Raw genomic sequence first — 15,710 nt, forward strand, 5'->3', positions numbered from 1 at the left:
TAAGATTTGACTATTTTGCAATACGTGAACGGGAATTTCCCCGTTCACAATTATATAAATAAAAGCGCTTTATTTTAATTTATTGACCAGTAATTCAGCATAGCCGATATAATTTGCAGGGGTCATAGATTTAAGACGTATTTTTTCTTCTTCAGGAAGTTCAAGGTTATCAATAAAACTTTTCATTCCCTCTGCATCAACACGTTTACCACGTGTTAATTCTTTTAATTTTTCATAAGGTTTCTCAATACCATAACGACGCATAACAGTCTGAATTGGTTCTGCCAAAACTTCCCAATTCTGATCCAATTCATCCAACAGGTGTTGCTCGTTGACTTCCAACTTACTCAGACCTTTCATGGTAGATTGATACGCGATTAATGTATATCCCAGACCAACTCCCAGATTACGTAATACTGTGGAATCAGTCAGATCACGTTGCCAACGTGAAACCGGAAGCTTGCTGGCAAGATGGCCAAATACTGCATTTGCCAACCCCAGGTTTCCTTCAGAATTTTCAAAATCAATTGGATTGACTTTGTGTGGCATGGTGGAGGAGCCAATTTCGCCAGCGACGGTTTTTTGCTTGAAATGGTTAAGGGCAATATAACCCCAGATATCGCGATCGAAATCAATCAGGATAGTATTGAAACGCGCGATACAATCAAATAGTTCGGCAATGTAATCATGTGGTTCAATCTGAGTAGTATATGGATTCCACTGAATACCCAGAGAAGTCACGAATGATTCACTAAACTGGAGCCAATTAACCTCAGGATAGGCTGACAGATGGGCATTATAGTTGCCGACAGCGCCGTTGATTTTACCCAGAATTTCAATTTGACTGAGTTGACGGAACTGACGTTCCATGCGGTAAGCCACATTCGCAAATTCTTTACCAACAGTGGAAGGTGTCGCAGGTTGCCCGTGTGTACGTGATAACAAAGGTAAGTCACGGTAATCATGAGCCATGTGTTTAATCGTATCGATCAACTGACGCCATTGTGGTAGCAGTACTTCCTCACGGGCAGTTTTAAGCATCAATGCATATGACAGATTATTGATATCTTCTGAGGTGCAGGCAAAGTGAATAAATTCAGCAACCTGATGTAAAGCAGGAATGTGAGCTACTTTTTCTTTTAGAAAGTATTCAACGGCTTTGACATCATGGTTAGTGGTACGTTCAATTTCCTTGATACGTAATGCGTCCTGTTCATTAAAATTTACAACGATTTCATCAAGGTAAGCGTTTGCGTTTGCATCAAAAGCAGGGACTTCTGCGATTTCTGTTGTGGCAGCCAGTTTTTGTAGCCAACGTACTTCAACCTGCACGCGGAATTTCAGTAAGCCGAACTCACTAAAAATAGCGCGCAGTGCGCTAACTTTATCGCCGTAACGGCCATCAATAGGAGAAACAGCGGTCAGTGAGGATAATTCCATTAGTAGAAACTCCCGGATCTTATTTAACGATTTATTTAACAACGAGCAAGAATGTCTTTTGCCTGTCGGATCAGGCGCTGACGTGAAAACATAAATTGCAGACGACTACCGCCTACTTGTTGCCATAATACGGCGCTACGAATACCTGCTAGTAATGCAGCACGGACTTTTGCCTGAACTAACGTATTGCGCAAGACATCAGGAGAACCCATAACCTGAATTCGTGGCCCCAATGGGCTGATAACATCGACATAAATGCCAGCGAGAGCATTGAGCATACCTTCAGACATAGGCTCAAAGTACGCCTGTTGGCGTTCTAGCTGAGAGATACGCTTAGTCAGTTCATTGGTTGCTGATGAATTTTTGCTTAGGCGACGTTCCAGTGCCATTATGCTTAAAACGTAGCGGGTAAGCTCAGCGGAAACACCGCTGTTTGTGCCATTGAGCATCCCCATAACAGCATCAAGGCCAACGCGCAGATTGCGAGTTTCATTGCCAAAGACATCCAATGTGGAAGTCGGACTCATGTTCAGGATACTGTTGAGTGTTATTTCAAAAGCACTGGCATCACATTGCCCTTCGTGGGCCAGTTGTTGTACTAGGCGAGCTGACTGGCAGATACCTGCCAGAGCTAATGTAATGTCGTAATAATTTTTGGCCACGATTACTCCTGTATACGTTGTTCTATCACACCACCGCCGAGACAAATTTCTCCCTGATAAAATACAACTGATTGACCGGGGGTGACAGCGACAACGGGGCTATCAAAATGAACCTCAATTTTATCTTCACTCAAGGGAATGACGGTACAAGGGATATCCTGCTGACGATAGCGTGTTTTTACCACGCAGCGGATTTCTGTTTTCAATGGCTGGCGATCAACCCAATGAAGTTGTTGTGCAATTAAGCCGACAGACATCAGACGGGGATGCTCATGCCCCTGAGCAACAATCAGCGTATTATTTTCAACATCTTTATCAACAACATACCAGGGATCTTCATTGCCATTTTTCGTTCCTCCGATACCCAACCCTTTGCGCTGACCGAGTGTATGGTACATCAGGCCAGTATGTTGCCCGATAGTTTGTCCATCAACGGTAACAATTTGGCCGGGTTGGGCTGGCAGATAACGTCCTAGAAACTCACGGAACTTACGCTCACCAATAAAACAGATACCTGTGGAATCTTTTTTCTTTGCTGTGACCAGTCCTATCTCTTCGGCAATGCGGCGAACTTCAGGTTTCTCAAGTTCCCCGACTGGAAATAAACTTTTTGCAACCTGCTGGTGACTCAGGGTATATAAGAAATAGCTTTGATCTTTATTGCCATCAAGGCCACGAAGTAATTGGCTGATACCATCCACATCCCGACGCCGGACGTAATGACCAGTTGCAATGTAATCAGCACCTAAGTCTTCTGCGGCAAATTCTAAGAATGCCTTGAACTTAATTTCTTTATTGCAGAGTATATCTGGGTTTGGAGTTCTGCCTGCTTTGTATTCAGCAAGAAAATGTTCAAATACATTATCCCAATACTCGGCTGCAAAATTGATGGTGTGTAGATCAATGCCCAGTTTGTCACACACTGCCTGAGCATCGTTAAGGTCAGCGGCGGCTGAGCAATATTCTTCATCGTCATCTTCTTCCCAGTTTTTCATAAACAGGCCAGCTACCTGATAACCCTGCTTTTGCAGTAAGTAAGCGGAAACGGATGAATCAACACCACCGGACATCCCGACGATGACTTTTTTCTGGCTGTTATCTGACATGGATATATCTCACTGCGGAAAAACATAAACGTAATACTGTAGCACGTTGGCAGGCAAGGTGCACCAAACGTCTTTACGCCCTTGTGATTTACTTTCCATTGAATAAGAAACTATTTGGCAAAAGGTGGCCCATAGCTATCCAATATTGTTAATGGATAAGCCTTATTTTTTAAATAACTCCGTACACTTTCAGCTACCAGCGGTGAGCGTAGTTGTGAACTATTGATGATTTCTTCTGCGCTGAGCCAATGACAGCAATGAATATCACTGTCCTGGGGAGCCGTATTCACGGTCTTTTCCAATTCAATCAGAAACAAAAAACGAATAAAAGGTGTTCCATCAGGAGCGACCCATTGATGTAATTTCAGTAATGCCTGTGGTTTAGCACGAATACCGGTTTCTTCCCATAATTCGCGTTCAGCAGCTTCCAGTAATGTTTCATCAGCTTCAAGATGACCGGCAGGCTGATTCCAGAAAGGTTTACCATTGATAAGCTCTTCAACAACTAAGAATTGATCTTTTGCATGTACTATGCAGGCAACAGTGATATGTGGACTAAACAAAATCAATTTCCCTCCATTCTCCAGGGGACAGATCCCCCAACTGTAATGAACCCATACTGAAGCGGATAAGACGTAATGTTGGAAAACCAATATGGGCTGTCATTCTACGTACCTGGCGATTACGACCTTCAAAAAGCGTAATTTTCAGCCAGCTCACTGGGATGCTTTTTCTTTCCCGAATTGGTGGTGTGCGTTGCCAAAGCCAGACGGGTTCCTCTACTAATTCCGCTCCAGCAGGAAGTGTTGGACCATCTTTTAGAATAATACCGTTGCGCAGCTTGTTAAGTGCGGCTTCATCGGGTATTCCTTCTACTTGAACATAATAAACTTTGGCCGTTTTTTTTCTGGGCTGCGTTAATTTAGCCTGTAATTTTCCATCATTAGTTAAAACCAACAACCCTTCACTATCACGATCCAGACGACCCGCTGCATAAACGTCATTAAAAGGAATAAAATTTTTTAATGTTGTTCTGCCCGTCTCGTCTGTGAATTGGGGAAGAACATCATAAGGTTTATTAAATATCAACACTCGACGGGGACCAGTAATTCTTTTTGAGGGAGCGCTATTTTTTCTTTGACTGAATCGATTAAGTTTGCGTTTTTTAATAGAGAAATTTGTCATGATAAGTTATTGCTCAAAATGAAGGGGATATTATACCTGAAATCTGCGCCCATTGGCGTTTGCAGAATATTCAAGTAATATTGACACGTCCCTTACAAAAAATTAACAAGGCATTGCGCTTACTTGAAAGGAGAGGTTAATGGAAAGCAAAGTAGTTGTTCCGGCGGAAGGTGAAAAAATTACTTTTGATACCAAAGGTAAATTAAATGTTCCGAATAACCCGGTAATCCCTTATATCGAAGGGGATGGTATTGGTGTTGATGTAACGCCGGTCATGCTGAAAGTTGTTGATGCTGCGGTTCAGAAAGCGTATCGCGGTGAGCGCAAAATTTCCTGGATGGAAATCTATACAGGAGAAAAATCTACCCATGTTTACGGTAAAGATGTTTGGTTACCGGATGAAACTCTGGATCTAATCCGTGAATATCGTGTTGCAATCAAAGGTCCTCTGACAACCCCGGTTGGCGGCGGCATTCGTTCTCTAAATGTTGCATTGCGTCAACAGTTAGATTTGTACGTCTGTCTGCGTCCGGTTCGTTACTATCAAGGTACACCAAGCCCTGTTAAACAGCCTGAATTAACTGACATGGTTATTTTCCGTGAGAACGCGGAAGATATTTATGCCGGTATTGAATGGAAAGCAGGATCTGCGGAAGCTGATAAGGTCATCAAATTCTTGCAGAACGAAATGGGTGTTTCTAAAATCCGCTTCCCTCAGCAGTGTGGTATTGGTGTGAAACCATGCTCAGAAGAAGGCACTAAACGTTTGGTGCGTTCTGCGATTGAATATGCAATTGATAATGACCGTGAATCAGTGACTTTGGTTCATAAAGGCAACATCATGAAATTTACCGAAGGCGCCTTTAAGGATTGGGGTTATGAATTAGCACGTACTGAATTTGGTGGTGAGCTGCTGGATGGTGGCCCGTGGGTGAAGATCAAGAACCCTAAAGCCGGTAAAGATATTATTATCAAGGACGTAATTGCAGACGCATTCTTGCAACAGATCCTGTTGCGTCCTGCTGAGTATGACGTTATCGCTTGTATGAACTTGAATGGTGACTACATTTCTGATGCGCTGGCGGCACAAGTAGGTGGTATTGGTATTGCTCCTGGTGCAAATATTGGTGATGAGTGTGCTCTGTTCGAAGCAACACATGGCACAGCACCTAAATATGCAGGCCAGGATAAAGTAAACCCAGGCTCAGTCATCCTCTCTGCTGAGATGATGCTGCGTCATATGGGATGGTTCGAAGCTGCTGACTTAATTGTTAAAGGAATGGAAGGTGCGATTGCCGCCAAGACAGTAACTTATGATTTCGAACGCCTGATGGAAGGTGCTAAACTGCTGAAATGTAGCGAATTCGGTGATGCAATTATCTCCCATATGTAATTGATTACTTAATAAAATAGATAACGGGGGCTTAATAGTTCCCGTTTTTTATTATTCATTGAAAACTACATCCTGTAGGCGTGGCTTTCAGTGAGTAATAAAATTAATTATGAAATGTATGGAAATATGACTTGACCTCAAGTTAACTTAAGTTTTTAGAGTGTGCACATTCATTAACGAAAAAAGTAGGAAATATATTTTAATTTATTGGTGAGCGGTTTAATTATATATACTTTCAAAGTAAAAATAATCATCAGGTTGAAAATAAAATATATAAATATTTTAAATCAAGTCATAAGGAGAATGTAATGATCCCAAAATCAGCGGTATTAAGAGTTGCCAGGCCCACTGATAATCTTAAAGTTATTACTGATATGTATGTTAATGGTTTAGGCTTTAAATTATTAGGTGAATTTCAGGGGCATAATGATTTTGACGGTTCTATAATTGGGCACGAAAAACATAATTATCATTTAGAATTTACTCATCACCATGGAACTACAGTTGGGCGCGCCCCAACAAAAGATAATCTGCTGGTTTTTTATTTCAGTGAAAAGAGTGTTTGGGAACAATGTTGTCAACGTATGATAGATGCAGGTTTTAAAGAGGTTCCATCGTACAATAATTATTGGGATGTAGTTGGAAAAACTTTTGAAGATATAGATGGTTATAGGGTTGTTCTTCAAAACAGTGAATGGGACTGACTAAGAATTTGCTTTCACAAATGTAATTATTATTGAATTCACTGTTTAATAAATTCATACAAGCTAGTAGCAATTTTCATAATACTGGGAATATGATTCGCAGGCCGTACTTATAAATATCAACTAACCTCAATACAATTTTTCTCGCGATTGTTATTCCAAAAGTAAATACTCAGAGAGCGACGAAAATTCGTCGCTCCAAAGCTTATTAGCGGGAATGCTGAGATAAGGCATGTTTTGTTTGGATCTTGCAGCTTTCGACTGATTTAACGAGCGATTCGTCAAAGTGGCGGCTCGTTGGGAACGTTTGCTTATTCTTTCTGACTCCAATAACTGTTTGTTTGATTGATGCAACGAATTCATCTTTATTGGAATGAATTTCTTTAAGGTTTAATCCTCTTTTGTGTAGCAAATTAAGGCTTTTTTGGGCTATTACATCTGGTGAGTCATTAGTTTTGAATGCCTCAACAGAAGCCTTACCAAACAAATCACAATAAGTTTCTGCGATCTTATCTACATTTGCCTGTGCGGCATAAGAGAAGAATGAGCATGGAATCAAAAAAAGTGGTAATAAAAAACGTTTCATAAATTCCCCTTTATCAGCTATACCGTGATAGTAGCGATAACATTAACAATAGTACATTATCCATCGTTTGCCTTGCATCTTTATGGTGACAGTGCGTATTGATTCGAGCATGATCAGTGTTTCTGCTCTGCACATCGTTCTTTTTTACAATGGATGCGGAGTAATTTAATGAGATCATTTTTGCTATCAGTATTGATGCGGGTGAGTAATTTGACATTTTTATCAGTAACTTTGAGTGCATCAACTTCAAGATAGTTTCCTGAACCTGCGGTGAGTTTGGCGACAATTAGCTCTTTGGCTCCATCACCATCAATGTCTGCAAACATGACTCTTGGTTTACCATTATCTTCGAACAGCGAACCATTACGGGAAAAAATTGCACCAGTACTAAAATCTGTTAACTCCTGATCCTTGAAAACGGCAATAGAATAACTACCAATTGATGCACTTTCCAAGTCACCGGCTGAGATAACCGCAATTTTTTTATCAGGTAAATTAATCAATGCCCCATCTTTCGCAAAGGTTGTATGTGATAAAAATAGAGTGAGCAAAGTTGAGAGCACGGAAAACTTTATTTTCTTATCTATAAGCATAGTCAATACCTCATTGATTCGTGTTTTGCTTCAATGTGCTGATAGCAGAAGTTGAGAATAGAAATTTATATCGTAGCATGGATTTCAAAAGTCGATGGTGTTGATGAAGAAGGGATAAATCAAGAAGATTATGCTGAGGAAATAGAACCAGGAGGAATGGAGTTTAATCTTAATTATTATTTTTTCTTATATTTTGTTGGGTTTTAAAAGATATGATTATTGGAATAAGCTGGCGAGAAATATTTCATAATATAGGTGGGTTTTACTGTAATTAATAAAATTTATTCGAGTGAAGATAGACAGTTATTTTATAAATGATAGCTTGAATACGATACTTTTTTTGTTTTTAATTTGAAAATAGACAAAGTTAACGGGAGTAGAAACTCCCGTCTTATTAATTTTGACATATATCAAGCTCTATGTACTGTTTTTTTCAATTTTTTCTACAATTTTGTTGTATTCTTTCCAGATAACAGATAATGGTGAATTTAAGCAGCAAATAGAGATAGAACCGCCTGTTGCTGGATGATACTCATATTTCGACTTCCCTCTATATACCCGTTTTGGCAGAATATTGTCCGCTGGATTTTTTCTTTTTCTTTCTAACATCAATCATAACCTCACTAGCAGATTATCTGATGGCCAGATAGTGGAATATTAATATCTTACTAATTTGTTGTTTTTGTTTCCAATGTAAAAATAACAATTGAAAATCTTAATATGTAATGGTGGCTTTTTCCAATTATCACAGCATTAAAATTTAATAATCTCATTTGAAGAAAAATATTGCTATATGTTTTCGCAAATTCAAGAGATTTCAATATTAAATTTTGTAATTATTTTAGTGTTTTTAATGAATGACTTATAGCTACGCGGGTAGAATGGAAGTATGGAGTGAGTTAAGAATAAACAGTGAATTGTACGGCTGAGGGGAGTAACAGGCATCAATGAAAGCATATTATTATGGGAGCTTTGTATTACATTATGTTTTAAAAAGCTTTCTCCTTTGTTTGTTGATTGTTGTTATTTTGCATATAAATTGTTGATTAATATGTGTGCATTAAATATCTTTGAGAGTACCAAGATGGGTGGTTTATCAATCGGGAATTGTGATTAAGAGGCTTAAAATCGGGCTACGGGAACCTTATGTAACTTAATGTAAATGTTCATAATTGCTAAAGTAAATGTAAAAAATTCATTAAAAGTTACCCATTGAAATAGATATTGTGTTACATTCTTTCCGTTTTACTGGCTAGTATCTCTGTGTTTCATGCACAGAATTGTGTTACTTGTTAATTATAAAGAATATTAAGCACAATAAATTCTCTATGGATACTACATTTATGGTCAGCTAATGTTTGCTAACGACTAAGGGGAAAATATCTTGATGGATCTGATTAACAGCATTAACAGCATTCTTTGGGACTACGTATTAATATACTTGCTTTTGGGGGTTGGCCTTTACTTCACACTACGTTCTGGTTTCATACAGCTTCGTCATTTTGGTCATATGTTTTCAGTTCTGAAACATAGTAATAAATCAGACAGTTCAGGTATCTCATCTTTTCAGGCTTTATGTACCAGCCTTGCGGCACGTGTAGGAACAGGTAATCTTGCTGGGGTTGCAATTGCGATAACCGCTGGTGGACCGGGGGCTATTTTTTGGATGTGGGTTGTTGCATTTATTGGTATGGCAACTTCTTTTGTGGAAAGCACGCTTGCCCAGTTGTACAAGACGAAAGACGATCAAGGAAATTATCGTGGTGGCCCGGCCTATTATATGGAGAAAGGGTTGAAGCAGCGATGGATGGGAATATTGTTTTCTGTTTTCCTTATTATCGCGTTTGGTCTTGTATTCAATGCCGTTCAGGCAAATTCAATTGCGGAAGCGGCTTCCTTTGCCTTCGATATTAAACCCTTGTATGTCGGTATTGTTTTAGTCATCATTAGTGGCATGATTATTTTCGGCGGATTGCGTTCAATTGCACGAGTTGCTGAATTCGTTGTGCCATTTATGGCGGGGGCTTATTTATTATTGGCATTATGGGTTGTTGGCCACAATATTGAACGTATTCCTGATGTATTTGCATTAATTATTAAGAGTGCCTTTGGTCTTCAGGAAGCGATAGCAGGAACATTGGGATATGGTGTTTCCCAAGCTATGCTGCAAGGGGTTCAAAGGGGATTGTTCTCGAATGAAGCGGGAATGGGTTCTGCACCAAATGCAGCGGCTTCTGCATCTCCATATCCTCCACATCCTGCTTCTCAGGGATATGTGCAGATGTTAGGGGTATTTATGGATACGATCGCCATTTGTAGTGCTACTGCAATCATTATCCTTTCTTCAGGTATCCTTAATGAAAATGTCACGGCTATCAGTGGGATTGAATTGACTCAACGCGCATTATCATCCGCAGTTGGGCATTGGGGAACAACTTTCGTTGCCATTGCTATTTTCTTTTTTGCTTTTACATCGATTATTGCTAACTACGCTTATGCTGAAAGTAACATGATATTCCTGGAGCGTAACCACACCGCAGGTCTGTTCATTTTACGTCTGGCTGCATTAGGTATGGTGATGTTTGGTACAATGGCAGATGTACCATTAGTTTGGAATATGGCGAATATATCCATGGCTTGTATGGCTATTGTGAACCTGGTTGCTATTCTTTTGTTATCAGGTATTGCGATGAAATTGGCGAAGGATTATAACAAGCAAAGGAAAGCGGGTCAGTTGCCAACCTTCGATATTAATATGTATCCAGAAATTCAAAAGCAAGTTGAAGAAGGTATATGGGATAACGACTCAGTTCAGAATAACCAGAAGCGAGTTGAGGTTAAGGCAGATATTCATTAATCAGTGTTGCTTACAATAACGAAGATAGTAGATATCGTTAGAAGTAGTAATTTATAAAACTAAGAAAATAAATGTATTAGCCGGATATTCTGTATTCAATTGATATCCGGCTTTTATTTTTATTGTAATTTCATCTACTCTATGTAGCACATCATTCAATTTTTTTCGGTTATTATTGTCTTAATATGATGAGAGAAATTTTAATAGGTGTATTCCTTACACTATTGGTTGGTTGTGGTCATCAAACTTCATTAGAAGAAAGAGATAATTATCTCATTGACCATTCTTATTCATATTCGACCAGTCAGGACCTTGAATCGGTCAAATTTCTTGTGTTGCACTATACGGCACTGAATGATCGGAACTCTCTACAAGTTTTGACGAATGGTAATGTCAGTGTTCAATATCTGATCCCATCTCAGCCTAATTATAAGAATAATGAGCCGATTATCTTTCAATTATCCTCTGAGAAAGAAAAAGCCTGGCATGCAGGTAGGAGTGAGTGGAGAGGGTATAAAAATTTAAACAGTTATTCTATTGGCATAGAAATTGTTAATTGTGGTTTTAAGCAATATTTTATTAAAAAAGAGTGGTGCATATATCACCCATCACAAATTGATGCCTTGATCAGGTTGGCAAAAGATATCATTCGCAGATATAAAATTGAGGCAGTGAATGTGGTTGGTCATTCTGATATCGCACCACTTCGGAAAGAAGATCCGGGTCCTGTTTTTCCATGGCGGGAGCTCTATGAGCAAGGTATTGGTGCTTGGCCTGATCTTGCTACAGTAAATAGATATTTAGCCAGCAGATTGCCAGATACTCTGGTTCCTGTTATTGGAATACAAAAAGCCTTATCTGCTTACGGCTACTCCATTCCCCAGACAGGTTTTCTGGATGAAGATACTCGGAAGATAATTCAGGTGTTTCAGATGCATTTTCGACCGTCAGATATTCGGGGTAATCCCGATGCAGAAACTGAAGCGATAGCGTTGGCATTAATCGAAAAGGGTCATGTTCCCAATGGTTAGATCGGTGATGAGATGTAGTATTCACGCTCAATGAACGTACCTATCACTTTGTCGTGCATTTCTTCGGATTTGGAATAACCTATTGTCTTTCTATTCAACCTCTTTATCCGGATACGAAGCGTAAGATTCGTTCTCTCGATACGTTGGGTAAATTTCTTTCCCGTGAGGTGTTTTTTCTTAGGCAGGTAATCGTAAACGGCATAATCATCTGTACAGTAAAACCGGATAGTAAAAGGAGATAGGAGTGCCAGCAGCTTTTTCAACGTCTTCCTGCTGCGATCCCCAAACACATGTGCCACTACCCGTTTCCTATTCGGCTCCCACGCATACCAGAGCCAGCGCTGATTTCTTTTATTACCGACAAATGACCACTGCTCGTCTATTTCACAGACAATATGAATTTCACTGCCCGAAAGCGGCAGCGTAGTTACTTGTCTTGGCGTGAGTTTTTTAATGTGCGAATGACCGTGTTAATACCGACTTTCAGAACCCGAGCCGTGTCCCTGACACCAGCGTTATTCATGGACATATCAATAATTCGTTCTTTCATGCCGGGGTGGCAGGCTTGGTAGGTATAGTTCAGTTGGAAGGTTTTACGGCAAGCATAACAGTGATAGCGGGGGTGCCCAGTACGCCCTTTTCCATGCCCTTTAACCTCGTCTGTTTTATGACAGTAACGACAAACCACATCAACTTTAGCCATATCTCACCCAGAATAAAAAGTAAGGAGTTTATCACAATATCTAACCATTGGGAGCATGACCATCGAAAAGTACAAATGAAATGATAATGAATGTAGTAGTACTATATTGTCTTACGACTGAGAGAAATTAGGGCTGGTGAGATTGCGGCCAGATATCAATATCTGGCCGCAAAATAGCGTGTTTCATGATTGGCAATTGTAAGTCAGATGCAGAGGAAGTTTAACTTCGAGTTCTATATCCGTACTTTGACGAAAGTCGTAAGGTGTAATGCCATATTCTTTACGGAACATATAAGTAAAGTGAGATTGAGAGCCGAAGCCAAAATCCAGGGCGATATCAAAAATGGGTAGGGAGCTGTTCTTAAGAAGGTGCACAGCACCCGCTAATCGACGTTGGCGTATATATTTACCAAGCGAGATCCCGGTAACTTCCTTGAATATTTTCTGCATGTGCCAAAGCGAATAGCCAGAATAAGCGGCAAGTTCTTCAAGATGGATGACTCGCCCAAGGTGATTTTCTATCCATTTACTTAGTGCACATACAAGTGCTAAGTGATTATCCTGTGGCATTACAATTATAAATTGGTTAAAGGTGAGAGGAAGTATACACAACTTTTTTTCAAGATTTTAGTTTTATGCCTTAATAGACAATTTGAATTGGGAAGCTGCACTATTATCCAATATTTGCTTTTTTGATATACATCCCAATAATTCTCTTGCAAGTATGTATGTTAACATTCATTTTCGGTATTCATTCTTCGTGAATGATGCTTTAATATTCACTTGATTTGAATTAGTAAACTAAGTATTGGATTAAAATCAGAATCTGTCTTGGTAGCGACCACACCAGGGTAGTTTGGCTACGACAGATCACACACAGATTACACAATGATAGAGGAAATATAAGATTTCTTCGGCCTGTTCAGGTCCACAACGACAAATAAAATAGTTTAAACCGGTTCCAAGCATCATAAAGAGGACTAGATGACAGGACAAACAGAACAACCTACGCTTAAGCGTGGTTTAAAGAACAGGCATATCCAGCTTATTGCTCTCGGTGGCTCAGTAGGAACAGGGTTATTTTTGGGCATAGCTCAAACGATAAAAATGGCCGGGCCTTCGGTTCTTCTTGGGTATGCCATTAGCGGGTTTATTGCATTTTTGATAATGCGTCAATTGGGTGAAATGGTTGTTGAAGAGCCAGTAGCGGGTTCGTTTAGCCACTTTGCATATAAATATTGGGGCAATTTTGCCGGTTTTCTATCCGGTTGGAATTACTGGGCAATGTTTATACTTGTCGGGATGGCGGAACTCACCGCTGTTGGTATGTATATTCAATATTGGTGGCCTGAAATTCCAACATGGGTTTCTGCGGCGATATTCTTTGTGCTGATTAATGCTGTAAACTTGATTAATGTCAGGTTATATGGGGAAGCTGAGTTCTGGTTCTCTATTATCAAAGTTGCAGCTATCATCGGAATGATCCTTTTTGGTTCTTATCTGCTTATTTCTGGCACGGGAGGGCCACAGGCCAGTGTAACTAACTTATGGCAGCAAGGCGGTTTTATGCCAAATGGCGTTGTCGGCCTGATTATGGCAATGGCTGTTATCATGTTTTCATTTGGTGGCTTGGAAACTGTTGGGGTCACTGCGGCAGAGGCTGAAAATCCCGAAGTTAATATACCAAAGGCAACCAATCAGGTTGTTTATCGTATTCTGCTGTTTTATATCGGTTCGTTGTTTATTTTACTTTCTCTCTATCCGTGGAAGGATGTTGTGGAGGGAGGCAGTCCATTTGTTATGATTTTTCATAACCTGAATAGTTTTTGGGTCGCAAATGTCCTAAATATTGTTGTATTGACTGCGGCGTTGTCTGTTTATAACAGTGGCGTTTATTGTAATAGCCGGATGTTGTATGGACTGGCGAAACAAGGTAATGCACCAAGTATTTTGACGAAAGTGAACAAACGGAGTGTTCCCGTTTTGTCAATTGGATTGTCGGCGTTGGCTACATCAATAGGCGTATTGATTAATTATATTATGCCTGGTAAAGCATTTGAGCTTTTGATGGCATTGGTAGTTACAACGCTGGTGATTAACTGGATTATGATCTGTATATCACATTTGAAATTTCGCACTGCAAAAAATGCAGAAGGTGTTAAGACAAAATTCCAGGCGTTTTGGTATCCATTTGGTAATTTTCTCTGTTTGATTTTCTTGGCTTTTATTCTTGTTATTATTCTGATGATGCCTGATATACGTATATCAGTTATTCTGATGCCGTTTTGGATCGGGATATTATGGGTAGGTTATTTATCTTCCAAATCAAATAAGGTTAAGACATAAATTGTCTTGCTGAAAATACGTACACTTTTCCAGCCGGGTATTATGCTCGGCTGAATTTTATAATGAAATCAATTTTATTAGAGCGTTATGGTAAAGTGTTATTTCAGAAAAAGAAAATTGTTTAAAAAAACATCCCTGAAAAATTGCATATAAAATGAATGTTATCTTATGATGATATTTACTTGTAGATTGATATCTGAACGATTTGTTATTTAAAGTCCAGTCACTCCGGTGTTATAAACATTATGTAATCATCTGACATATTGTGAGAATAGCAGAGTTTAAAAGTTGCAGTATGAGTATTTTAATTGAACAATATTTAATAAAGGCTAAACAAAACGTAAACTAGCCAAATTTGGAGTAATCATATTTTACTTTCAAACATTAACATAAAATTAGCTATCGTTTTATTGCTTCTTCAATTTATTTTGGAAATTATAACTCTCTAGAGTACCTCTTAATAGGTGTAGAAAACAGAATTATATATTAAATAAGTAAAAATGATTTCATTAAGTTAATGTTTTATTTCTCCTTCAATTCATATAGTTATGTAATATAAATGCTTTCGAGCAATATTAAATCAGAATAGATATTAAGAATTTAAAATATGTGCGTTAGCTCGTGCACCTGAAAAAAATGGCTTGCGATTATATAAAGAGTATGTGATAAAACATCTGGGTAAACGAAGTACTGTTTCTGTTAATGAATAGCAGCAACGAATACTGGTTTGTTTCTTTTTATGCCAATCGGCGAATAAAGTGATTCAAAGGAAATTTTTGAAATGGCAAAAATCACTGGTACTGTGAAGTGGTTCAACGAGTCTAAAGGTTTTGGTTTTATTACTCCAGCTGATGGCAGCAAAGATGTATTTGTACATTTTTCTGCAATTATGAAAGATGGATTTAAAACATTGTCCGAAGGCCAACAAGTTGAGTTTGAAATTCAGGATGGTCCTAAAGGTCCAGCCGCTGCAAATGTCACGACTTTATAGTAAGAAGTAGTAACAAATTTATTTTAGCTGGTATATTGGTGGCTGGCTGAATATATCTATCGTTAATCTTTTCCATTAATTAACGATAACATATTGCAAATATCACTCTATTG

Annotated in this window: 17 protein-coding genes; 7 read left to right on the forward strand and 10 right to left on the reverse strand. The window is 39.0% G+C overall.

Annotated features, from left to right (window positions below; all coding sequences use genetic code 11):
* Nucleotides 1-69 precede the first annotated feature (69 nt).
* From purB to rluE, 5 genes are all read right to left on the reverse strand, one after another.
* A complete protein-coding gene (gene purB / locus AAC852_RS17960; RefSeq protein ID WP_340622162.1) occupies nt 70-1,440 on the reverse strand; it encodes an adenylosuccinate lyase in 1,371 nt (456 codons plus the stop codon).
* A gap of 35 nt (nt 1,441-1,475) precedes the next feature.
* Entirely contained in the window at nt 1,476-2,102 is a 627-nt protein-coding gene (gene hflD / locus AAC852_RS17965; RefSeq protein ID WP_340622163.1) for a high frequency lysogenization protein HflD, read from the reverse strand.
* A 2-nt stretch (nt 2,103-2,104) separates the two neighbouring features.
* Entirely contained in the window at nt 2,105-3,208 is a 1,104-nt protein-coding gene (gene mnmA, locus AAC852_RS17970; RefSeq protein WP_340622164.1) for a tRNA 2-thiouridine(34) synthase MnmA, read from the reverse strand.
* Nucleotides 3,209-3,318: 110 nt separating this feature from the next.
* On the reverse strand, nt 3,319-3,771 hold the full coding sequence (locus tag AAC852_RS17975; RefSeq protein ID WP_340622165.1) for an NUDIX hydrolase: 453 nt from the start codon (nt 3,769-3,771) through the stop codon (nt 3,319-3,321).
* Complete coding sequence (rluE, locus tag AAC852_RS17980; protein ID WP_340622166.1) at nt 3,764-4,393, reverse strand: 23S rRNA pseudouridine(2457) synthase RluE; 630 nt, start codon at nt 4,391-4,393, stop codon at nt 3,764-3,766. Before rluE ends, AAC852_RS17975 begins: the two co-directional genes overlap by 8 nt.
* A 139-nt stretch (nt 4,394-4,532) precedes the next feature.
* Between rluE and icd the strand changes: the two genes are divergently transcribed.
* Together icd and AAC852_RS17990 are read left to right on the forward strand one after the other, a co-directional pair.
* A complete protein-coding gene (gene icd / locus AAC852_RS17985; RefSeq protein WP_340622167.1) occupies nt 4,533-5,786 on the forward strand; it encodes an NADP-dependent isocitrate dehydrogenase in 1,254 nt (417 codons plus the stop codon).
* A gap of 308 nt (nt 5,787-6,094) precedes the next feature.
* Nucleotides 6,095-6,490 (forward strand): VOC family protein, encoded by a 396-nt coding sequence (locus AAC852_RS17990; RefSeq protein WP_340622168.1) that lies wholly within the window; start codon nt 6,095-6,097, stop codon nt 6,488-6,490.
* 208 nt (nt 6,491-6,698) lie between these two features.
* On the opposite strand, the gene AAC852_RS17995 is transcribed toward AAC852_RS17990, so the two are convergent.
* Both AAC852_RS17995 and AAC852_RS18000 read right to left on the reverse strand, forming a co-directional pair.
* The gene (locus tag AAC852_RS17995; RefSeq protein WP_340622169.1) at nt 6,699-7,076 is read right to left on the reverse strand and encodes a hypothetical protein; all 378 of its coding nucleotides are present in this window, start codon (nt 7,074-7,076) and stop codon (nt 6,699-6,701) included.
* A gap of 113 nt (nt 7,077-7,189) precedes the next feature.
* Nucleotides 7,190-7,669 carry a PliI family lysozyme inhibitor of I-type lysozyme gene (locus AAC852_RS18000; protein WP_340622170.1) on the reverse strand — a complete coding sequence of 160 codons (480 nt, stop codon included), beginning with the start codon at nt 7,667-7,669 and terminating at the stop codon, nt 7,190-7,192.
* Nucleotides 7,670-7,720: 51 nt separating this feature from the next.
* Between AAC852_RS18000 and AAC852_RS18005 the strand changes: the two genes are divergently transcribed.
* Nucleotides 7,721-7,876 (forward strand): hypothetical protein, encoded by a 156-nt coding sequence (locus AAC852_RS18005; protein ID WP_340622171.1) that lies wholly within the window; start codon nt 7,721-7,723, stop codon nt 7,874-7,876.
* A 210-nt stretch (nt 7,877-8,086) separates the two neighbouring features.
* Here the strand turns inward: AAC852_RS18005 and AAC852_RS18010 are convergent, their stop codons facing one another.
* Nucleotides 8,087-8,278 (reverse strand): hypothetical protein, encoded by a 192-nt coding sequence (locus tag AAC852_RS18010; protein ID WP_156115326.1) that lies wholly within the window; start codon nt 8,276-8,278, stop codon nt 8,087-8,089.
* A gap of 775 nt (nt 8,279-9,053) precedes the next feature.
* On the opposite strand from AAC852_RS18010, the gene AAC852_RS18015 reads away from it, so the two are divergent.
* Together AAC852_RS18015 and AAC852_RS18020 are read left to right on the forward strand one after the other, a co-directional pair.
* Entirely contained in the window at nt 9,054-10,526 is a 1,473-nt protein-coding gene (locus tag AAC852_RS18015; RefSeq protein ID WP_340622172.1) for an alanine/glycine:cation symporter family protein, read from the forward strand.
* Between the two features lie 188 nt (nt 10,527-10,714).
* A complete protein-coding gene (locus AAC852_RS18020) occupies nt 10,715-11,557 on the forward strand; it encodes an N-acetylmuramoyl-L-alanine amidase (RefSeq protein ID WP_340622201.1) in 843 nt (280 codons plus the stop codon).
* On the opposite strand, the gene AAC852_RS18025 is transcribed toward AAC852_RS18020, so the two are convergent.
* Both AAC852_RS18025 and AAC852_RS18030 read right to left on the reverse strand, forming a co-directional pair.
* Nucleotides 11,554-12,260, reverse strand: a protein-coding gene (locus tag AAC852_RS18025) for an IS1 family transposase (RefSeq protein ID WP_340620646.1) whose coding sequence is annotated in 2 segments (ribosomal slippage) — nt 11,554-12,011 and nt 12,011-12,260 — 708 coding nt in all. Because the reading frame shifts where the segments join, the coding sequence is not laid out codon by codon here. The genes AAC852_RS18020 and AAC852_RS18025 overlap by 4 nt on opposite strands.
* A gap of 183 nt (nt 12,261-12,443) precedes the next feature.
* Nucleotides 12,444-12,830: a helix-turn-helix domain-containing protein gene (locus AAC852_RS18030; protein WP_323863333.1), complete on the reverse strand. Its 387-nt coding sequence runs from the start codon at nt 12,828-12,830 to the stop codon at nt 12,444-12,446.
* A gap of 414 nt (nt 12,831-13,244) precedes the next feature.
* On the opposite strand from AAC852_RS18030, the gene AAC852_RS18035 reads away from it, so the two are divergent.
* On the forward strand, nt 13,245-14,606 hold the full coding sequence (locus tag AAC852_RS18035) for an amino acid permease (protein WP_340622173.1): 1,362 nt from the start codon (nt 13,245-13,247) through the stop codon (nt 14,604-14,606).
* Nucleotides 14,607-15,387: 781 nt separating this feature from the next.
* A complete protein-coding gene (gene cspE / locus AAC852_RS18040; protein WP_038269841.1) occupies nt 15,388-15,597 on the forward strand; it encodes a transcription antiterminator/RNA stability regulator CspE in 210 nt (69 codons plus the stop codon).
* Nucleotides 15,598-15,710 lie beyond the last annotated feature (113 nt).

Source organism: Xenorhabdus siamensis, assembly GCF_037996745.1.
GTDB classification, from domain to species: Bacteria; Pseudomonadota; Gammaproteobacteria; order Enterobacterales; family Enterobacteriaceae; genus Xenorhabdus; species Xenorhabdus indica.

Coding starts and splice junctions, on each gene's coding strand:
- purB (WP_340622162.1), bottom strand. CDS start 1,440: ATGGAATTATCCTCACTGACCGCTGTTTCTCCTATTGATGGCCGTTAC.
- mnmA (WP_340622164.1), bottom strand. CDS start 3,208: ATGTCAGATAACAGCCAGAAAAAAGTCATCGTCGGGATGTCCGGTGGT.
- rluE (WP_340622166.1), bottom strand. CDS start 4,393: ATGACAAATTTCTCTATTAAAAAACGCAAACTTAATCGATTCAGTCAA.
- icd (WP_340622167.1), top strand. CDS start 4,533: ATGGAAAGCAAAGTAGTTGTTCCGGCGGAAGGTGAAAAAATTACTTTT.
- AAC852_RS17990 (WP_340622168.1), top strand. CDS start 6,095: ATGATCCCAAAATCAGCGGTATTAAGAGTTGCCAGGCCCACTGATAAT.
- AAC852_RS17995 (WP_340622169.1), bottom strand. CDS start 7,076: ATGAAACGTTTTTTATTACCACTTTTTTTGATTCCATGCTCATTCTTC.
- AAC852_RS18000 (WP_340622170.1), bottom strand. CDS start 7,669: ATGCTTATAGATAAGAAAATAAAGTTTTCCGTGCTCTCAACTTTGCTC.
- AAC852_RS18010 (WP_156115326.1), bottom strand. CDS start 8,278: ATGTTAGAAAGAAAAAGAAAAAATCCAGCGGACAATATTCTGCCAAAA.
- AAC852_RS18020 (WP_340622201.1), top strand. CDS start 10,715: ATGAGAGAAATTTTAATAGGTGTATTCCTTACACTATTGGTTGGTTGT.
- AAC852_RS18030 (WP_323863333.1), bottom strand. CDS start 12,830: ATGCCACAGGATAATCACTTAGCACTTGTATGTGCACTAAGTAAATGG.
- AAC852_RS18035 (WP_340622173.1), top strand. CDS start 13,245: ATGACAGGACAAACAGAACAACCTACGCTTAAGCGTGGTTTAAAGAAC.
- cspE (WP_038269841.1), top strand. CDS start 15,388: ATGGCAAAAATCACTGGTACTGTGAAGTGGTTCAACGAGTCTAAAGGT.